This window comes from Kribbella sp. NPDC003557, assembly GCF_040610805.1.
Taxonomy (GTDB): Bacteria; Actinomycetota; Actinomycetes; order Propionibacteriales; family Kribbellaceae; genus Kribbella.
This window is the reverse complement of record NZ_JBEXMY010000001.1, coordinates 791,940-808,630: the sequence shown is the minus strand read 5'-3', so window position 1 is coordinate 808,630 and position 16,691 is coordinate 791,940. Positions and strand designations below refer to the sequence as shown.

Sequence of the window (16,691 nt, the reverse complement as noted above, 5' to 3'; positions counted from 1 at the left end):
TGAGGATCCCCTTCAACTGTTGAGCCGCCTGCCGTGAGCCCGCTCCGACGTGACAGGCATGCGTGTTACCTTCAAAGAAGCCGCTGAGCCACATCGACTCGAAAAGTAACGCCACCGGCGTTACCATCAGAGCATAGGAGGTGAGAATCGTGCGAACCTTAGATGTTCTGGAGTCGTTGGAGCTTCTCGGTTCCAGTCAGTGGGGTCTGGTGACTACGGCGCAGGCGCACGAGGCAGGTGTGTCCAAGATGCAGCTCTCTCGCCTCGCCGGCCGCGGCACGGTTCAGCGTGTGCGGCATGGTGTCTACGCGTTGCCTTCGGCCGACGCCGGGTCGTTGCAGGGTGTGCGGGCGGCCTGGCTGTCGACCGCCAGTCAGCCGGCAGGTGAGCAGCCGCTGGCTGTGGTGTCTGGTGAGTCCGCGGCAGCCGTACATGGGATCGGCGATCTGTTGCCCGCAAAGTACGAATTCACCAGCGCCGTTCGCCGGCAGACCACGCAACCCGACACGCGGTACCGCAAGCGCGATCTGCCGGAGGGCGACGTCACGTGGGTCGACGGCTTACCGGTGACCACTGTCGCTCGTACCGTGGGAGATCTGGCCACAGGCGGCATCGATTTCGATCACCTCGCCGTCGCAATACGAGATGCAATCGCCTCCAAAGAAGTCGGTGCGGCGGCCCTCGCACAGGCACTCGAGCCGGCGGCCGGCTCGCTCAGAGCTCCCAGTGGCAACGCATTGCTTCGCGCAGCGCTCAAGGCAACTGACTTCCGTCCGGACACCTGGCTTCTGGAGCTGATGGCCCCGCAATTGCAGGAGGAGCTGCTCCGCACGCCTCAATTCCAAGACCTCGTAAGCCACGCCGTGGCCGAGCACCTCGCCGGCGAACAGCGGCGTTGAACCGGGGACGCCGACGATGGCGCAACGACCGACTCAGCTGGAACTGAATCGCCTCCGGGCATCCCTCGGGACCAAATTGGCGAACGAGGCCAGGAATCGCGGCGTCGCGGCCGATCCGATCCGCAAGCAGTACATCTTCGCGATCTTCCTCAGCCGCATCTTCCAGAACCACGACGCACCATTCGTGCTGCTGGGCGGCAATGCACTGCTGATCCGGACCGGCGGCGGCCGTTTCACGCAGGACATCGATCTGGCCCGCGAGACGCCCTGGATCGACTCCGAGGAGATCCTGGCCGAGCTCCGCCGATTCGCCGGTCAGCCGTATCACGCCGATCCGTTCGAGTTCGAACTTGCCTCAGTGACGATCCATCGGGAGGTCGATCCCGCCGGCTACGGCGCCGAAACGGCCAAGGTGAAAGCTCGTGCTCTGCTGGGCGGCCACGTCTTTGAGAGCTTCAGCGTCGACCTCACCGTTCGTCGCCACCTCGACGCCCCGGTCGACCAGGTGCCTTTGAAGCCGGTCATCGATCACGAGACGCTTCGGGATCTGCCTACGGTCCCTACAACGCCGATCGAGCATCACCTTGCCGACAAGATCTGTGCGCTCTACGAGCGCTACGGCTCGAACGGAGCGACCTCGAGCCGCTATCGCGATCTGGCCGACATCGTACGGATCGTCGCGGCGATCCCGTTCGATGCGCGCCGGCTGACGAAGGTCTTGGACCGGGAAGCCGGGCGACGCCGGATGGTCTTGCCGGAGAGGATTCAAGCACCGGGTGAAGACTGGGCCACAGGGTTTACTCGGGCTGCGGCGAGCTTCGCGGAGTATCCACGGGCCTATTGGAATCTCGACGCAGCCCTCGCCTTTTCCGGCAGATGCTTGGACGAGCTCCTCGCCGGCCATCGCACCAGCGGAACCTGGGAACCAGACCAGCGGTCCTGGCAATGGCGGTGCGCCAGATCCGGGCTGGTGCCGAAGGGTCAGCGGTGGTGGTTCAGGAAGGAGGTGAGGGCTGCGAGGTACCGCGGGCGGTTGTCGCGGCGTACTGAGTGGCCGGCGTTGGGGATGTGTACCGCTTGGAAGTCGCCGGCCGCGGCCTGGGCGCACCGGGCGGCGTACTCGGTGGAGATGAGGGAACCGCGGTTGGTGTCGCCGTGGATCAGGAGTACCGGGCAGGTGATCTCGGCCAGAAGGTCGGTCAGCGGCGCGGGGTCCTGGTACGGCAGGTCGAAGAGGTGCGGGTTGACTTGCGCCTTCGAGACAGCCCAGGGCTCGAACTCGTCGTCGGACCAGTCGGGGTCGTTGGACCGGCCCCGCGCGATCCGGGCCGGCAGGTCGAGCGCCCGGACGTCCGCGAGCCACTGCGGCTCGGACCACGGTACGTCGTTGCGGCGGGCCGGCGACTCTCCGGTGGGCGGGTCCTCCAGTACGACTGCACGCACGAGGTCCGGTCTCGCCGCGGCCAGGTAGGCGGCCGACATCGCGCCCATCGAGTGACCGACCACGACTATTCCGCCGTCTCCGGGCTGGTCCGCCAGTACGAGTGCGGTGTCGTCGCGGTGCGCCGTGTACCGCACGGGCTCCTCAGGTAGCCCCGACTCACCATGCCCCCGCGCGTCGATCGCCAGCGCCCGAACCCCTGGCATCTCACCGAGGAGCGGCTCCCAGCACTGCGCCGAGTCCGAGAACCCATGCAGGAAAGCAACCTCAGCCGCCGAGTCGTCGGTCCGGTACCACGCCAGATGAGCTGTCTTACCTCGCACACCGAACATGCTTGCGGACGATAGCGCACACACCCGCACGCAGTCTGCACAACTTCCAACACCTGCCCGACAAAGGACGCCGGCAGAACCTGGCGCGGTCCGCTGGCCGGGCCCGTCTTCGTGCCGCGGTCGGCGGGCTGCGCAGGTGATGGTGTCGTGCGGGTGCGGTTGGCGCCGAACTGGTGCGCTAGCTGGGATAGGGTCGCCGGCTGCCGCGTTGGGCGACGGCGCGTGAGGCGATGTCGTCGGGCATACGTACCGTGCAGGTGGTGCCGACGGGTCAGGCGACGGACGACGCCTGACGGCAAGGTATCCACGGCAGCGCGTGCCGCGCACCTGCTCGAGGCGGCGAACGGCGGCCGCGGGGGCGCGGACAGAGCCTGAAGGCAGGGCATCCGCAGACAGCGCGTGCTGAGCACCCGCCGAAGGCGGCAAAGGACTGCCGCCGCGAAGCGGTGTCCTTCCCGGCGAACCACGGCGCCTGACGGCAGGGCATTCGCCGCAGTGCGTGTTGTGCACCCCGCCGGAGGCGGGTTGGCTCAGTCGAGCAGGGCGGTGGAGGTGAGGATTGTGGTGCCTACGGTGATGGCTTCTTCGGAGGGGGTGAAGCCGGGGGTGTGGAGGTCGGCGGCGGTTTGCTGGGTGGGTGGGCGGACGCCGAGGCGGGCCATGGCGCCGGGGACGTGTTCCAGGTACCAGGCGAAGTCCTCGCCGCCGAGGCTCTGGTCGGTGGGGGCGACGGCGCTGGAGCCGAGGGTCTGGTGGACGGCGTTCTGGAGGACGTTGATCGCGATCGCGTCGTTCATCACCGGCGGTACGCCGTGGGTGACCTCGGTGTCGACCTCGACGCCGTACGGCTCGACGATCTGCGCGGCCAGCGACGGGATGAGCTCGTCGGCGAGGCGCCAGGCGTCGACGTCGAGGCAGCGCAGGGTGCCTTCGGCCTCGCCGCGGGACGGGATCGCGTTGGCGGCGGAGCCGGACGTGATGCGGCCCCAGACAAGCGACATGCCGGCGCGCGGGTCGACCCGGCGGGAGAGGGCGGCGGGCAGTTCGGTGACCAGCGTCGCGAGCGCGTAGACGAGGTCAGCGGTCAGGTGCGGCCGCGAGGTGTGACCACCGGGCCCGGTGAGCCGGACCAGCAGCTTGTCGGCGGCGGCGGTCAGCGCGCCGACCCGCAGGCCGACCTGCCCGACCTGGAGCCGCGGGTCGCAGTGCAGGCCGTAGATCCGCCGTACGCCGTCGAGCCCGCCGGCCGCGATCACCCCGAGCGCGCCGCCGGGCATGACCTCCTCGGCCGGCTGGAAGATCACCCGGACCCGCCGGTTGAGCTGCCCGTCGCGCGCCATCCCGGCCAGCACCAGCGCCGAACCGAGCAGGGACGCCGTGTGGACGTCATGGCCGCACGCGTGCGCCACGCCGTCGACGGTCGAGCGCCACGGCGCCCCGACGCCGTCCGACACCGGCAGGGCGTCGATGTCGGCGCGCAGCGCGACGCAGGTGTCGCCGGAGCCGATGTCGCAGATCAGCCCGGTCCCGGTCGGCAGCACCCGCGGCGACAGCCCGGCGTCGACGAGCCGCTTCTCGAGCAGCTCGGTCGTCCGGACCTCGTGCCACCCGAGCTCCGGGTGCGCGTGCAGGTCGCGCCGTACCTCGACCATGTCCTCGCGCACCGCTTCGACGCGCGCCAGGACGTCCGCGACCAGCAACTGATGACTCATCCCGCGATTGTTTCATCCCGCAACCACCGCCCGACGGGCCGCTCCCCGCCGGTCACCGCCCGTCACGGACACGCACCGTGAGCGCAACCACGGAGCGTGCGCACCGTGACGTCCAGGCAGCACCGGGTGAGCGCACCGGAGAAGTTGTCGAAATGTGACGCAAACGCCGGTCACTTTCCGGTATCGAGGCCTGCTTGACGTTCAAAGAAGGACGGGGGTCGCCCTATAGTCTGCGGATGCGGCACGTGGGGGAAGGCGTGCGGCAGGTAAAAGAATCTGGTCGACGAAGGAGACGTCCGGTGAAGAAGTACGTGCGGGGAACGGCGATCGTGGGCGTCGTGACGCTTGCCGTCGCCGCTTGTGGCAGCAAGCCGACCGAGGACAACGCAGGCGGCAGCGCCAACAAGGACTTCAAGGCCTGCATGGTCTCCGACTCGGGGGGTTTCGACGACAAGTCGTTCAACCAGACCTCGTACAAGGGCCTGCAGGACGCGGTGAAGGAGAAGGGCCTGACCGAGGTCAAGGCCGAGTCGAAGTCTGACAACGACTACCCGACCAACATGACCGCGATGGTCAACGCCAAGTGCAACGTCATCGTCGCCGTCGGCTTCAAGCTCGAGGACGCCACCGAGAAGGCGGCCACGGCCAACCCGAACATCAAGTTCGCGATCGTCGACTCGGCCCCGGCCAAGCCGATCCCGAACCTGAAGCCGCTGCTGTTCAACACCGCGCAGTCCAGCTTCCAGGCCGGCTACCTGGCCGCCGCGATGTCGAAGTCCGGCAAGGTCGGCACCTTCGGCGGTCTGAAGATCCCGACCGTGACGATCTTCATGGACGGCTTCGCCGAGGGCGTGCGCTACTACAACCAGCAGAAGGGCAAGAACGTCCAGGTCCTGGGCTGGGACGACGCCAAGCAGGCGGGTCTGTTCACCGGTGACTTCGAGGACAAGGCCAAGGGCCAGAACAACGCGCAGAACCTGATCACCCAGGGCGCCGACGTGATCTTCCCGGTGGCCGGCCCGTCCGGTCTGGGCGGTCTGCAGGCGGCCAAGGCCAGCAACGGCAAGGTGAACGCGATCTGGGTCGACACCGACGGTTGCATCAGCGCCGCGGAGTACTGCTCGGTGCTGCTGAGCAGCGTCGAGAAGGGCATGGACGTGGCCGTGAAGGACGCGGTCGTCTCGGTCGTCGACAACAAGTTCGACAACACCCAGTTCACCGGCACGCTGCAGAACAACGGTACGGCGCTGGCGCCGTTCCACGAGTTCGACAGCAAGATCCCGGCCGACGTGAAGTCGGAGCTGGAGCAGATCAAGGCCGACATCATCAGCGGCAAGATCACCGTCCAGTCGAAGGTTCAGCCGAAGGCCTCCTGAACCACGACGCACTTGCGTAGTACGGTGCGAGCCAGGAAGGCAGCAGACCCACAGGTCGCGCCTTCCTGGCTCGCCGTCTGAAGGGGAGGCTGCCCGTATGCACCTCGAGCTTTCCGGTCTGACCAAGAGCTTCGGCTCGCTGGTCGCCAACGACCACATCGACCTGGTCATCGAGCCGGGGGAGATCCACTGCCTGCTCGGTGAGAACGGCGCCGGCAAGAGCACGCTGATGAACATGCTGTACGGGCTGCTGCAGCCCGACTCGGGCGAGATCGTGATCGACGGCGAGAAGGTGCAGATCACCTCGCCGAGCGACGCGATCAAGCACGGCATCGGCATGGTGCACCAGCACTTCATGCTGGTCCCGGTGTTCACCGTCGCGGAGAACATCATGCTCGGCCGGGAGAACACCCGGGCCGGCGGCGTCCTGGACCGGAAGAAGGCCCACGCCGTGGTCAGCGAGCTGTCCGACCGGTACGGCTTCGAGGTCGACCCCGAGGCGCTGGTCGAGGACATCCCGGTCGGCGTGCAGCAGCGGGTGGAGATCATCAAGGCACTGGTGAACGACGCCAGCGTGCTGATCCTGGACGAGCCGACCGCGGTGCTCACCCCGGCCGAGATCGACGAGCTGATCGGCGTGATGCGCCAGCTCAAGGAGAACGGCACCTCGATCGTCTTCATCACCCACAAGCTCAAAGAGGTCAAGGCGATCGCGGACAAGATCACCGTGATCCGCCGCGGCAAGGTGGTCGGCCAGGCCGAGCCGTCCGCGTCCGAGGAGGAGCTCGCCGAGCTGATGGTCGGCCGCGCGGTCGACCTGGTGGTGGACAAGGAGCCGGCCGCGCCGAAGGACGCCGTCCTACGGGTCGAGGGGCTGACCGTGATCGACGAGCGTGGGTTCACCGCCGTCGACGACGTCGACCTCGAGGTGCGGGCCGGCGAGATCCTCGCGGTGGCCGGTGTCCAGGGCAACGGTCAGACCGAGCTCGCCGAGGCACTGCTGGGCCTGACGCCGATCGCGGCCGGGAAGATCTCGCTGGACGGGCAGGAGCTGACCGGCCGGAGCACCCGGCAACGACTCGACGCGGGGATCGGGTACGTCCCCGAGGACCGCTGGCACGACGGGTTCGTGGACTCCTTCTCGGTGGCCGAGAACCTGGTCCTCGACCTGTTCCGCAAGCCGCCGTTCGGCAAGGGGCTGGCGCTGCGCACCGACGAGATCGACAAGAACGCGCAGGCCCGGGTGGAGGAGTTCGACATCCGTACCCAGGGCATCGACCTGCCGGTGTCGTCGCTGTCCGGCGGCAACCAGCAGAAGGTCGTGCTGGCCCGCGAACTGTCCCGCCCGCTGCGGCTGCTGGTCGCCTCGCAGCCGACCCGCGGTGTGGACGTCGGCTCGATCGAGTTCCTGCACGGCCGGATCGTGGAGGAGCGCGACCGCGGGACGGCGGTGCTGATCGTGTCGACCGAGCTCGACGAGATCGCCGCGCTGGCGGACCGGATCGCGGTGATGTACCGCGGCAAGGTGGTCGGCGTCGTACCGTCCGACACGCCGCGCGACGAGCTGGGCCTGATGATGGCCGGCGCGTCGAAGGCGGAGGCGCACGACGAGGCGATCGAACACCCGACGACCCTGGGAACCATCTGATGAGCACTGAGACAGAGGTTGCGCCGGCGCCCGCGCCCGCGACGGAGCCGCGCGGGTCCGGCCTGCCGAACTGGGCGGTCCAGGGCCTGGTCTCGCTGAGCGCGATCGTGCTGGCCCTGCTGGTCGGGGCGATCCTGATCATCGTCGGCGACGACCAGGTGCAGGCGGCGGTCAAGTACTTCGGGGCCGCGCCGATGGACACCGTCTCGGCCGCGGTGAGCGCGGTCGGCGAGGCGTACAAGGCGCTGGCGATCGGCGCGTTCGGCAGCTGGACGGCGATCAGCGAGTCGTTGACCCAGGCAACGCCACTGATCTGCGGCGGTCTCGCGGTCTCGCTGGCGTTCCGTACCGGGCTGTTCAACATCGGTGCCCAGGGCCAGCTGATCGTGGGTGCGATCTTCGCGGCGTACGTCGGGTTCGCGTGGCACCTGCCGCCGGTCCTGCACCTGATCGTGGCGATCGTCGCCGGTCTGGTCGGCGGGGCGATCTGGGGCGGCGTGGTCGGCCTGCTGAAGGCCCGGACCGGCGCGCACGAGGTGATCGTGACGATCATGCTGAACTACGTCGCGATCTACCTGCTCGCCTGGCTGCTGACCACGACGACGTTCCGGCGGCCGGGGCGGACCGACCCGATCTCGCCGATCGTCGACGCGAACGCGCAGTACCCGCAGATCGGCGGCACCCGGCTGCACATCGGGTTCTTCCTGGCGCTGCTCGCCGCGGTCTTCGTCTGGTGGCTGCTGAACCGCTCGACGATCGGCTTCGAGCTGCGGGCGGTCGGCGCGAACGCGGACGCGTCCCGGACGGCCGGGATGTCGGTCGGCCGGGCGTACGTGATCGCGATGGTCGTGGCCGGCGCGCTCGCCGGCCTGGCCGGGACCCAGCAGGTGCTCGGCACCGACCTGCCGCTGACCGACGGGGTCGCGGCCTCGGTCGGGTTCGACGCGATCACGGTCGCGCTGCTCGGCCGCGGTACGCCGCTCGGCACCGTGCTGGCCGGTCTGCTCTTCGGCGCGCTGAACGCGGGCGGTCTGCAGATGCAGCTGGTGACGCAGACGCCGCTGACCCTGACCACTGTCCTGCAGGCCGTGATCGTGCTGTTCGTCGCGGCCCCGGCGCTGGTGCGCTCGATCTTCCGGTTCCTGCCGAAGGAACGCGGCGCCGGCGCAGTGCTCGCGAAAGGCTGGAACGGATGACCGAGACGACTCCGGACAGTGTTCCCGCGGCGGCACCCAAGCCGCAGGCCATCGAGGCCCCGGCCGACCGCACCCGCCGGCTGCGGGTCGGTGGCGTGATGCTGGTGTTCGCGCTGATCGGTCTCGCCCTGGCTGCCTTCACCAAGGGCGGCAAGGCGACTTTCCAGCTGGTCTCCGGCGACCTGCAGAACAACCTGCTCGGTCTGCCCGCCCAACCGGTCGCCCTGGTCCTCGGAATCATCGGCATCATCGCGGCCGGCGCGTACCTCCTGCGCCGGGTCCCGCAGTCCTACTCCGGGTACCTGGCGACGCTGCTCGGGATCTGCTTCATCGGCGCCTTCCTGTGCTGGGCGGCCGCGGGCAAGACCTTCCCGCTGGCGAACCAGTTCCAGGGCACGCTGAACTTCGCGACCCCGCTGATCCTCGGCGCGCTCGCCGGGGTGATGTGTGAGCGGGCCGGTGTCATCAACATCGCGATCGAGGGCCAGTTCCTGGTCGGCGCCTTCACCGCGGCGCTGGTGTCGAGTACGACGAACAGCGCCACCGCGGCGCTGATCGCGGCGGCCGCCAGCGGTGTGGTGATGGCCTGGCTGCTGGCCGTGTTCTCGATCAAGTACCTGGTCAACCAGGTCGTGCTCGGCGTCGTCCTGGTGGTGTTCGCGACCGGCATCACCGGCTTCCTCTTCGACCAGTTCATGCAGCCGGAGGCGGAGAAGCTGAACACGCCGAACGTGCTGTCGGCGGTGAAGATCCCGGGCCTGGCCGACATCCCGTTCATCGGGCCGATCCTGTTCAACCAGACGATCCTGGTGTACCTGACCTACCTGGCGGTCGCGGTCGTCACGTTCGTGCTCTTCCAGACCCGCTGGGGCCTGCGGATCCGGGCGGTCGGCGAGCACCCCAAGGCGGCCGACACGGTCGGTATCAAGGTCAAGCGGATCCGGTACTCCGCGGTGCTCGCGGCCGGCATCCTCGCCGGGCTCGGCGGCGCGTTCTTCACCGTCGGGTACGCCGGTTCGTTCAGCAAGGAGATGACCGCGGGCAACGGGTTCATCGCGCTGGCCGCGCTGATCATGGGCCGCTGGCACCCGATCGGCGCGATGGTCGCGGCACTGTTCTTCGGCTTCGCGACGCAGCTGCAGTCCCAGCTGCAGATCATCCAGACCCCGATCCCGGGCGAGCTGCTGCTGATGGCGCCGTACCTGGCGACCATCATCGCGGTGGCCGGGCTGGTGGGCCGGGTCAGAGCACCGAAGGCCGACGGTGAGCCCTACGTCACCGAATAGCCCCGACGGCGGCGCGGGCCCGGTGGACTGGGAGGCCCTCCGGGCCACCGCGGTCGAGGTGATGGGCCGGGCCTATGCGCCGTACTCCGGCTTCCCGGTCGGGGCGGCCGCGCTGGTCGACGACGGCCGGGTGGTTGCCGGGTGCAACGTGGAGAACGCGTCCTACGGGATCACGCTCTGCGCCGAGTGCGGGCTGGTGTCGGAGCTGCACCGGACCGGTGGCGGCCGGCTGGTCGCGTTCACCTGCGTGGACCGGCACGGGCACCTGCTGACGCCGTGCGGACGGTGCCGGCAGTTGCTGCACGAGAACGGCGGGCCGAGCCTGCTGGTCGAGACGACGACCGGGATCCGGCCGCTGCGGGAGTTGCTGCCCGACGCGTTCGGGCCCGAGTTCCTGGAGGAGTAATGAGCTTCGACGCGGTGGATGTGATCCGGACCAAGCGGGACTCCGGCGAGCTCAGCGACGGCGCGATCGACTGGGTGATCGACGCCTACACCAAGGGTGACGTCGCCGACGAGCAGATGTCCGCGCTGGCGATGGCGATCCTGCTGAACGGTATGAACCGGCGCGAGATCGCCCGCTGGACGGCGGCGATGATCGCGTCCGGCGAGCGGATGGACTTCGGCACGCTGAGCCGGCCGACCGCGGACAAGCACTCGACCGGTGGTGTCGGTGACAAGATCACGTTGCCGTTGGCCCCGTTGGTGGCGGCCTGCGGCGTCGCCGTACCGCAGTTGTCCGGCCGCGGCCTCGGGCACACCGGCGGCACGCTGGACAAGCTGGAGTCGATCCCCGGCTGGCGGGCGTCGCTGTCGAACGACGAGCTGATGCAGCAGCTCGAGGACGTCGGCGCGGTGATCTGTGCGGCCGGTGACGGCCTGGCGCCCGCGGACAAGAAGCTGTACGCGCTGCGCGACGTGACCGGCACGGTCGAGGCGATCCCGCTGATCGCCAGCTCGATCATGAGCAAGAAGATCGCCGAGGGCACCGGTGCGCTGGTGCTGGACGTGAAGGTCGGCTCCGGCGCGTTCATGAAGGACCTGAAGGACGCCCGCGAGCTCGCCGAGACCATGGTTGCGCTGGGCACCGATGCCGGCGTGAAGACCGTGGCCCTGCTCACCGACATGTCAGTTCCGCTGGGGCTGACCGCCGGAAACGCCCTGGAGGTTCGCGAATCGGTCGAGGTGCTGGCCGGCGGCGGCCCGGCCGACGTGGTCGAGCTGACCGTTGCCCTGGCCAAGGAGATGCTGGCCGCGGCCGGTGTCACCGATGTCGACCCCGCCGAGAAGCTGCGCGACGGTACGGCGATGGACGCGTGGCGCGCGATGATCTCGGCACAGGGCGGCGACCCGTCCGCGGAGCTCCCGGTCGCTCCCGAGCAGCACGTCGTACCCGCTCCGGCGTCCGGTGTCCTGTCCAAGCTCGACGCGCTCGCGGTCGGGGTCGCGGCCTGGCGGCTCGGTGCGGGGCGGGCACGCAAGGAGGACCCGGTATCGGCGGTGGCCGGCGTGGAGCTGCACGCCAAGCCGGGCGACCAGGTCACCGAGGGGCAGCCGCTCCTGACCCTGCACACCGACGACCCCAGCCGCATCGAGCGCGCCCTCGAGTCGCTGGCAGACGCGGTGGAGGTCGCCGAGTCGTACGAGCACGGCCCACTGATCCTGGACCGCATCACCGCCTGACCTGCAACTCGAACGGATATCCCCTGTTCTTGGGGGTTCTTCGTCGGTGTGCGAGCGAAGAACCCCCAACACGAGGGGATATCCGTTCGCGTGAACGGGCCGGCCTGTCAGTTGGTGGTTGCGGTCAGGCGGGTGTGTTGTTCGTTCGCCAGGGCGGTGACCAGGGTGGTGTCCGGGGTGAGGTTGGTGCCCAGGGCGCCGGACTCGCGGACGGTGAGCTCGACGACCACGGCGCCGACCGCGAGGCTGGCCTCGGCGATCGCGATCGACTGGTCCGTGCTGCCGTCGTACTCGACCCGGGCGTCGGAGAGGGCGTGCGGGACCGTGAACGGGTGGTCGTGGACGTCCTGAGTCCAGAGGCCCTGCTGCAGTGCTTTCGCCTTGGCGGGGGAGCCGGTCTTGAACAGCTGCACGGTGTAGCGCTTCTTCTTGTCCGGGCTGAGGCGAGTCGCCCGGTAGCCCTCGACGAAGCTCGCGTTGAGCAGCAGCGCACGGTCCAGCGCCGGGTCAGCCGACCAGGTGCTCAAGTAGGCCGTCGCGGTGAAAGGACCCGGGGCGTTGCGCGCGTCGGCGACGTAACCACGAGGGAGTGCGGCCAGTGCGGCGAGGGCGCTCTTGGCCGGCTTGCCCACCGATCCGGAGAGTGCGGAGTGCTTCGCGGCCGGGGTCTGGGCAGCGCTCGCCGAGGCGCCCTCCTCGCTCCCGCAGGCGGTCACGCCCAGCACGAAGGCGGTCACTATCACGGCGACGCCCGACGGATTCCGTCTCACGGCACCGATACCAACAGAAGTTGGTGAACTTCAGGCGAACAGCCGCGTGCTAGCGAGACGTCGCTTCGATGAGCAGCGTCTCGATCCGGGCCCGGGCGGCCTTCGGATGCAGCGGGTCGCAGCCCGCGGCGACACAGCGGCGGACCACCTGCGGGTCGTCGCGGAGTAGCAGCAGACCGCGCCGGAGCAGCGTCAGCGGGGGTTTACGGTGCTCGCGGAGGTCCCGCTGGAACCGGCGGACGAACGTGACCACGCGGTGGTGGTAGACGCAGATCGCCGTGGCCAGCAGGTCGCGGTCGCGGAGTGCGCCGGTGATCTGGTCGGCGAAGATGCCTTCGGCAACCAGGAGCGGGGAGCCACCGGTGGTGACCGGCCGGTGACCGACGGTGCCGTCGGCGGCGATGTCGTAGATCGGCAGGTCGGCGGTCCCCGTCGTACACAACTGCTCCAGGGCCGCGACCGCGCGGTCGCCGTCCCAGGAGCGCGGGTCGTCCCAGTCGACGATGCCGAGCGGCGACCGCGGCATCGCATCGTCGTCGCCGTCGCGGTAGAAGTCGTCCAGCCGGACGACGGGCAGGCCGACCTGCTCCGCCAGGCGCGACTTCCCCGCGCCGGAAGGCCCCGCCAGCAACACCACCCGAGAACGCACCGGCACATTCTCGTCCACTTCCTGCAGTAACAGCCAATCCCGCCCCGCGATAATCAGACATGCCGAAGCTGAAGCTGGGGGCCGCGTTCTACGCGCTGTTCGCGGTCGGGGCGGTCGTGTCCGCGGTACTGACCTTTCGCGGAGACAGCAAGTTCGCCGGTGCCGACCAGTGGTACCTGACTGCGAGGGCGACGCTGTTCCTGCTGATCGGGGTCATGTTCGGCATCGGAGCGGTCACCCGGCGCGGGTTGATGTCCTCCGACGGGCCACGAATCTGCCGCCAAGGCTGGATCGTGATGATCGCCCTGCTCGGTGCCGAGTTCGTGGTGTACGCGGTGGGCGGCGAGTGGGGCACCTTTCCGAGCATCGTGACGGCCTTGATCCCGCCGTGGTTCCAGCGGCTGCACGAGAAGTACTACGAGGGCAGGGACGAGGCTGAGCGGGAGCTCAATCCTGAAGCGCCTGACGGAGTGCGGCCTCCGACTGTTTGAACCAGCGGTTGGTGCGGTCGGTCAGTTCGGCTTCGCCGGTGGTCCAGCGTTGGTGGAACCACGGGTGCCCGGACTCCGAGCCGCGGCGCACGTAGTCCATGCACCACACGTGGTTGTCCGCGGCCGCGTCGACCAGGCGGACGCGGTCGTCGTCGCTCAGTCCGTAGGTGTCCGCGAAGCGGCGCAGCCGAGCGAACGACCGCCCGCGGCGTACGTCGTGGATGTCCGCGTCGGGCCGCAGCGGCGCCCACAGGCGGACCGCGGTGGCGACGTCCCACAGCGCCGAGCCGGGGCCGGCGAGGTCGAAGTCGATGAGCGCGGCCGCGCGCCCGTCCCGGAACACCACGTTGTCGAGGTTCGGGTCGTTGTGGCTGATCAGCCCGGTCACGTACCCGGCCGGCACCGGCTCCGCCCACTCCGGGCCGATCGGCCGGAAATCCGCCACGGCCTCGTGGTACTCGCGCAGCAGACCGGCCACGCTGTCGAGCGCCTCGTCCGTCATCGACCAGGACGGGTACGGCGGCGTCACGGTCTCCCCGGGCAGGTACGAGAGCACCTCCCGCCCCTGCGAGTCCATGCCGAGGAACGCCGGCGCTCCCTTGAATCCCACGCTCTCCAGGTGCTGCAGCAGCGCGTGCGTCGCCGTACTGCTGGCGCGCAGCGGCCGCCGGACGGTATCCCCGACCCGCACCACCAACCCGCGGTTCGCCGTACCTCCGACCAGCTCGACCTCAGCAGCAGGCATCGCCGGTCAGTTTGACGGCTCCAGCAGGGCCTTCGCCAGGGGTGCGTGGGTAACGATCGCGTTCACCAGCCCACTGCGGACGGCGGCCCGCACCGCTGCCACCTTGGCCAGGCCGTACGGGATCGCGATCACCTCGTCGATCTTGTCCATCTGCTCGGCGTTGATCGCGATCACGCGGTCGGTCACCCGGCTCTGGACGGGTACGCCGTCGGCGTCCACGAAAACGCCGGAGATGTCCGCGACGACGCCGCGGCGCTGCAGTTGCTCACACGCCTTCTCGTCCATCGCGTCGTACAGCGTGGACTGCCCGGCCGCCCACGACCCGAGCCCGACGACCGCCTTCGACACCGAGTCGAAGTGGCTGATCGCCTCCGCGACCTCGGGCTGCTGCCGCAACGCCCGCGCCGTCGCGGCGTCCGGGACCACGAGCGGCGCGTAGAACAGGTACGCCGGGCCGCCCGACAGCCGGGCGGTGTGCCGGACGAGCTCGACCGAGTTCGCCTCGACGTCCGGGCGGGTCAGCGCGCCGGTGAGCTGGACGACCGGCACCGGGGCGAGCGAGGTCAGCTGCTCGGTCATCGCGGTCACCGCGCGCGCCCACGCCAGGCCGAGCACGTCCTCCGGCGTCACGATCTCGGTGAGCAGGTCGGCGGCCGCCTTGCCGAGCTGGGTGCGGAGCGCGGGCTCGTCGACCTCGGGGGTGTCCACGACGATCGCGCGGCGCAGCCCGAGGGTCTCCTGGAGCCGCGCCGACAGGTCGAGGTCGATCGCGCCGGGATGGCTGATCTCGATCCGCACCAGTCCGCTGCTGCGCGCCTGGTCGAGTAATCGCGCGACTTTGAACCGGCTGAGCCGGAACTCGTCCGCGATCTCCACCTTCGACCGCCCGTCGACGTAGTACCGCCGCGCGATCGACGCCGTCAGCACCAGCTGTGCCGGCCCGAACGTCTCCATCAACGCTCCCCAATCCCTAACCCGCTCATATGAGCACACGTGTCCCCAAGTGTTGCACAGACCCTTGACAGGTCAAGCCCCTTCCCGGTTCACTCATGGTGTGAGCGGAGGCGTGCTCAAATGAGCGGAGGCAGATGTGCTGAGTAGGCGCAAACGCATCGGAGCGGTCGGGGTCGCGGTCCTGGTGAGCGCGGTCAGCGGCTGCGCCGGCTGGGGTGGCGGCGGTGGCGGCGGCGGTGGTAGCGACAGCATCAACGTGCTGATGGTGAACAACCCGCAGATGGTCGATCTGCAGAAGCTCACCGCCGACAACTTCACCAAACAGACCGGCATCAAGGTGAACTTCACCGTGCTGCCGGAGAACGACGTCCGGGACAAGATCAGCCAGGAGTTCTCCAGCCAGGCCGGTCAGTACGACGTGGCGTCGGTCAGCAACTTCGAGATCCCGATCTATGCCAAGAGCAAGTGGATCGCGCCGTTGTCGGACTACATCGGCAAGGATCCGTCGTTCGACCAGGACGACGTGCTGAAGCCGATGACGCAGTCGATGACCGCGGAGGACGGGAAGATCTACGGCGAACCGTTCTACGGCGAGTCGTCGTTCCTCATGTACCGCAAGGACGTCCTGGCGGCCAAGGGCGTGACGATGCCGGACAAGCCAACCTGGCAGGAGGTCGCGGACATCGCGGCCAAGGTCGACAACGCACAGCCGGGGATGCGCGGCATCTGCCTGCGCGGCCAGCCCGGCTGGGGCCAGTTGTTCGCCCCGCTCACCACGGTCGTGAACACCTTCGGCGGCACCTGGTTCACCCAGGACTGGCAGGCCGAGGTCGACGCGCCCGAGTTCACCGAGGCGACCAAGTTCTACGTCGACCTGGTCCGCGCGCACGGCGAGGCGGGCGCACCGCAGGCCGGCTTCACCGAGTGCCTGAACAACACCATCCAGAGCAACGTCGCGATGTGGTACGACGCCACGTCGGCGGCCGGTTCGCTCGAGGCGCCGAACTCACCGGTCAAGGGCAAGATGGGCTACGCGCCGGCGCCGGTCGTGAAAACCGACAGCTCCGGCTGGCTGTACGCGTGGGCCTGGGGCATCCAGGAAGCCTCGAAGAAGAAGGACAATGCCTGGAAGTTCATCTCCTGGGCGTCCGGCAAGGACTACGAGAAGCTCGTCGGCGAGAAGGTTGGCTGGTCCAACGTTCCGGCCGGCAAGCGCGCGTCGACGTACGAGATCCCGGACTACGTCAAGGAGGCCTCGGCGTTCGCCGAGCCGACCAAGAACGCGATCGAGAACGCCGACCCGACCGACCCGGGCACCCAGCCGCGGCCGGCGCCGGGCATCCAGTTCGTCGACATCCCGGAGTTCCCGGACCTCGGCACCCAGGTCAGCCAGGACGTGAGCTCGGCGATCGCCGGGCGGATGAGCGTCGACGAGGCATTGAAACGCGGGCAGGAGCTCGCCGACGACGTCGCCGAGCGGTACCGCTCGCGGCAAGCGAAGTGAGGGGT

The 16,691-nt window shown here is 69.0% G+C and carries 15 protein-coding genes and 1 pseudogene; 10 read left to right on the top strand and 6 right to left on the bottom strand.

What is annotated here, in order from left to right; genetic code table 11:
* Positions 1-149 precede the first annotated feature (149 nt).
* Together ABZW60_RS03920 and ABZW60_RS03915 are read left to right on the top strand one after the other, a co-directional pair.
* Positions 150-899: a type IV toxin-antitoxin system AbiEi family antitoxin domain-containing protein gene (locus ABZW60_RS03920; RefSeq protein ID WP_355473750.1), complete on the top strand. Its 750-nt coding sequence runs from the start codon at positions 150-152 to the stop codon at positions 897-899.
* A 16-nt stretch (positions 900-915) separates the two neighbouring features.
* Positions 916-1,704, top strand: a pseudogene (locus tag ABZW60_RS03915) (nucleotidyl transferase AbiEii/AbiGii toxin family protein); the annotation flags it as partial.
* Positions 1,705-1,880: 176 nt separating this feature from the next.
* On the opposite strand, the gene ABZW60_RS03910 reads toward ABZW60_RS03915, so the two are convergent.
* On the bottom strand, positions 1,881-2,672 hold the full coding sequence (locus ABZW60_RS03910) for an alpha/beta hydrolase (RefSeq protein WP_355473748.1): 792 nt from the start codon (positions 2,670-2,672) through the stop codon (positions 1,881-1,883).
* Positions 2,673-3,202: 530 nt separating this feature from the next.
* Complete coding sequence (locus ABZW60_RS03905; RefSeq protein WP_355473746.1) at positions 3,203-4,384, bottom strand: amidohydrolase; 1,182 nt, start codon at positions 4,382-4,384, stop codon at positions 3,203-3,205.
* A 299-nt stretch (positions 4,385-4,683) separates the two neighbouring features.
* Here ABZW60_RS03905 and ABZW60_RS03900 point away from each other — a divergent pair, with 299 nt between their 5' ends.
* From ABZW60_RS03900 to ABZW60_RS03875, 6 genes are all read left to right on the top strand, one after another.
* Positions 4,684-5,760 (top strand): BMP family ABC transporter substrate-binding protein, encoded by a 1,077-nt coding sequence (locus tag ABZW60_RS03900; RefSeq protein ID WP_355473744.1) that lies wholly within the window; start codon positions 4,684-4,686, stop codon positions 5,758-5,760.
* A gap of 97 nt (positions 5,761-5,857) precedes the next feature.
* Positions 5,858-7,408 carry an ABC transporter ATP-binding protein gene (locus ABZW60_RS03895; RefSeq protein WP_355473742.1) on the top strand — a complete coding sequence of 517 codons (1,551 nt, stop codon included), beginning with the start codon at positions 5,858-5,860 and terminating at the stop codon, positions 7,406-7,408.
* Positions 7,408-8,604, top strand: a complete 1,197-nt coding sequence (locus ABZW60_RS03890) for an ABC transporter permease (protein WP_355473741.1) — start codon at positions 7,408-7,410, stop codon at positions 8,602-8,604. Before ABZW60_RS03895 ends, ABZW60_RS03890 begins: the two co-directional genes overlap by 1 nt.
* Positions 8,601-9,890, top strand: a complete 1,290-nt coding sequence (locus ABZW60_RS03885) for an ABC transporter permease (RefSeq protein ID WP_355473739.1) — start codon at positions 8,601-8,603, stop codon at positions 9,888-9,890. The genes ABZW60_RS03890 and ABZW60_RS03885 overlap by 4 nt, the downstream gene beginning before the upstream one ends.
* A 22-nt stretch (positions 9,891-9,912) precedes the next feature.
* Positions 9,913-10,296: a cytidine deaminase gene (locus ABZW60_RS03880; protein ID WP_355473738.1), complete on the top strand. Its 384-nt coding sequence runs from the start codon at positions 9,913-9,915 to the stop codon at positions 10,294-10,296.
* On the top strand, positions 10,296-11,573 hold the full coding sequence (locus tag ABZW60_RS03875) for a thymidine phosphorylase (protein ID WP_355473736.1): 1,278 nt from the start codon (positions 10,296-10,298) through the stop codon (positions 11,571-11,573). Before ABZW60_RS03880 ends, ABZW60_RS03875 begins: the two co-directional genes overlap by 1 nt.
* Positions 11,574-11,680: 107 nt before the next feature.
* Here the strand turns inward: ABZW60_RS03875 and ABZW60_RS03870 are convergent, their stop codons facing one another.
* A complete protein-coding gene (locus tag ABZW60_RS03870; RefSeq protein ID WP_355473734.1) occupies positions 11,681-12,343 on the bottom strand; it encodes a hypothetical protein in 663 nt (220 codons plus the stop codon).
* Positions 12,344-12,392: 49 nt separating this feature from the next.
* The gene (locus ABZW60_RS03865) at positions 12,393-12,992 is read right to left on the bottom strand and encodes an ATP-binding protein (protein WP_355473732.1); all 600 of its coding nucleotides are present in this window, start codon (positions 12,990-12,992) and stop codon (positions 12,393-12,395) included.
* 59 nt (positions 12,993-13,051) lie between these two features.
* Between ABZW60_RS03865 and ABZW60_RS03860 the strand changes: the two genes are divergently transcribed.
* Positions 13,052-13,483, top strand: a complete 432-nt coding sequence (locus ABZW60_RS03860; RefSeq protein WP_355473730.1) for a hypothetical protein — start codon at positions 13,052-13,054, stop codon at positions 13,481-13,483.
* On the opposite strand, the gene ABZW60_RS03855 is transcribed toward ABZW60_RS03860, so the two are convergent.
* Positions 13,440-14,228, bottom strand: a complete 789-nt coding sequence (locus tag ABZW60_RS03855; protein WP_355473728.1) for a phosphotransferase — start codon at positions 14,226-14,228, stop codon at positions 13,440-13,442. The two genes, ABZW60_RS03860 and ABZW60_RS03855, sit on opposite strands and share 44 nt — an antisense overlap.
* A gap of 6 nt (positions 14,229-14,234) precedes the next feature.
* Entirely contained in the window at positions 14,235-15,182 is a 948-nt protein-coding gene (locus ABZW60_RS03850) for a sugar-binding domain-containing protein (RefSeq protein WP_355473726.1), read from the bottom strand.
* A 136-nt stretch (positions 15,183-15,318) separates the two neighbouring features.
* On the opposite strand from ABZW60_RS03850, the gene ABZW60_RS03845 reads away from it, so the two are divergent.
* Complete coding sequence (locus ABZW60_RS03845) at positions 15,319-16,686, top strand: sugar ABC transporter substrate-binding protein (protein WP_355473725.1); 1,368 nt, start codon at positions 15,319-15,321, stop codon at positions 16,684-16,686.
* The last annotated feature ends 5 nt before the right edge of the window (positions 16,687-16,691 follow it).

Bases quoted from the DNA above. Each gene is read 5' to 3' on its own strand.
- ABZW60_RS03885 (WP_355473739.1), top strand. From the start codon at position 8,601: ATGACCGAGACGACTCCGGACAGTGTTCCCGCGGCGGCACCCAAGCCG.
- ABZW60_RS03890 (WP_355473741.1), top strand. From the start codon at position 7,408: ATGAGCACTGAGACAGAGGTTGCGCCGGCGCCCGCGCCCGCGACGGAG.
- ABZW60_RS03910 (WP_355473748.1), bottom strand. From the start codon at position 2,672: ATGTTCGGTGTGCGAGGTAAGACAGCTCATCTGGCGTGGTACCGGACC.
- ABZW60_RS03875 (WP_355473736.1), top strand. From the start codon at position 10,296: ATGAGCTTCGACGCGGTGGATGTGATCCGGACCAAGCGGGACTCCGGC.
- ABZW60_RS03895 (WP_355473742.1), top strand. From the start codon at position 5,858: ATGCACCTCGAGCTTTCCGGTCTGACCAAGAGCTTCGGCTCGCTGGTC.
- ABZW60_RS03850 (WP_355473726.1), bottom strand. From the start codon at position 15,182: ATGGAGACGTTCGGGCCGGCACAGCTGGTGCTGACGGCGTCGATCGCG.
- ABZW60_RS03905 (WP_355473746.1), bottom strand. From the start codon at position 4,384: ATGAGTCATCAGTTGCTGGTCGCGGACGTCCTGGCGCGCGTCGAAGCG.
- ABZW60_RS03855 (WP_355473728.1), bottom strand. From the start codon at position 14,228: ATGCCTGCTGCTGAGGTCGAGCTGGTCGGAGGTACGGCGAACCGCGGG.
- ABZW60_RS03860 (WP_355473730.1), top strand. From the start codon at position 13,052: ATGCCGAAGCTGAAGCTGGGGGCCGCGTTCTACGCGCTGTTCGCGGTC.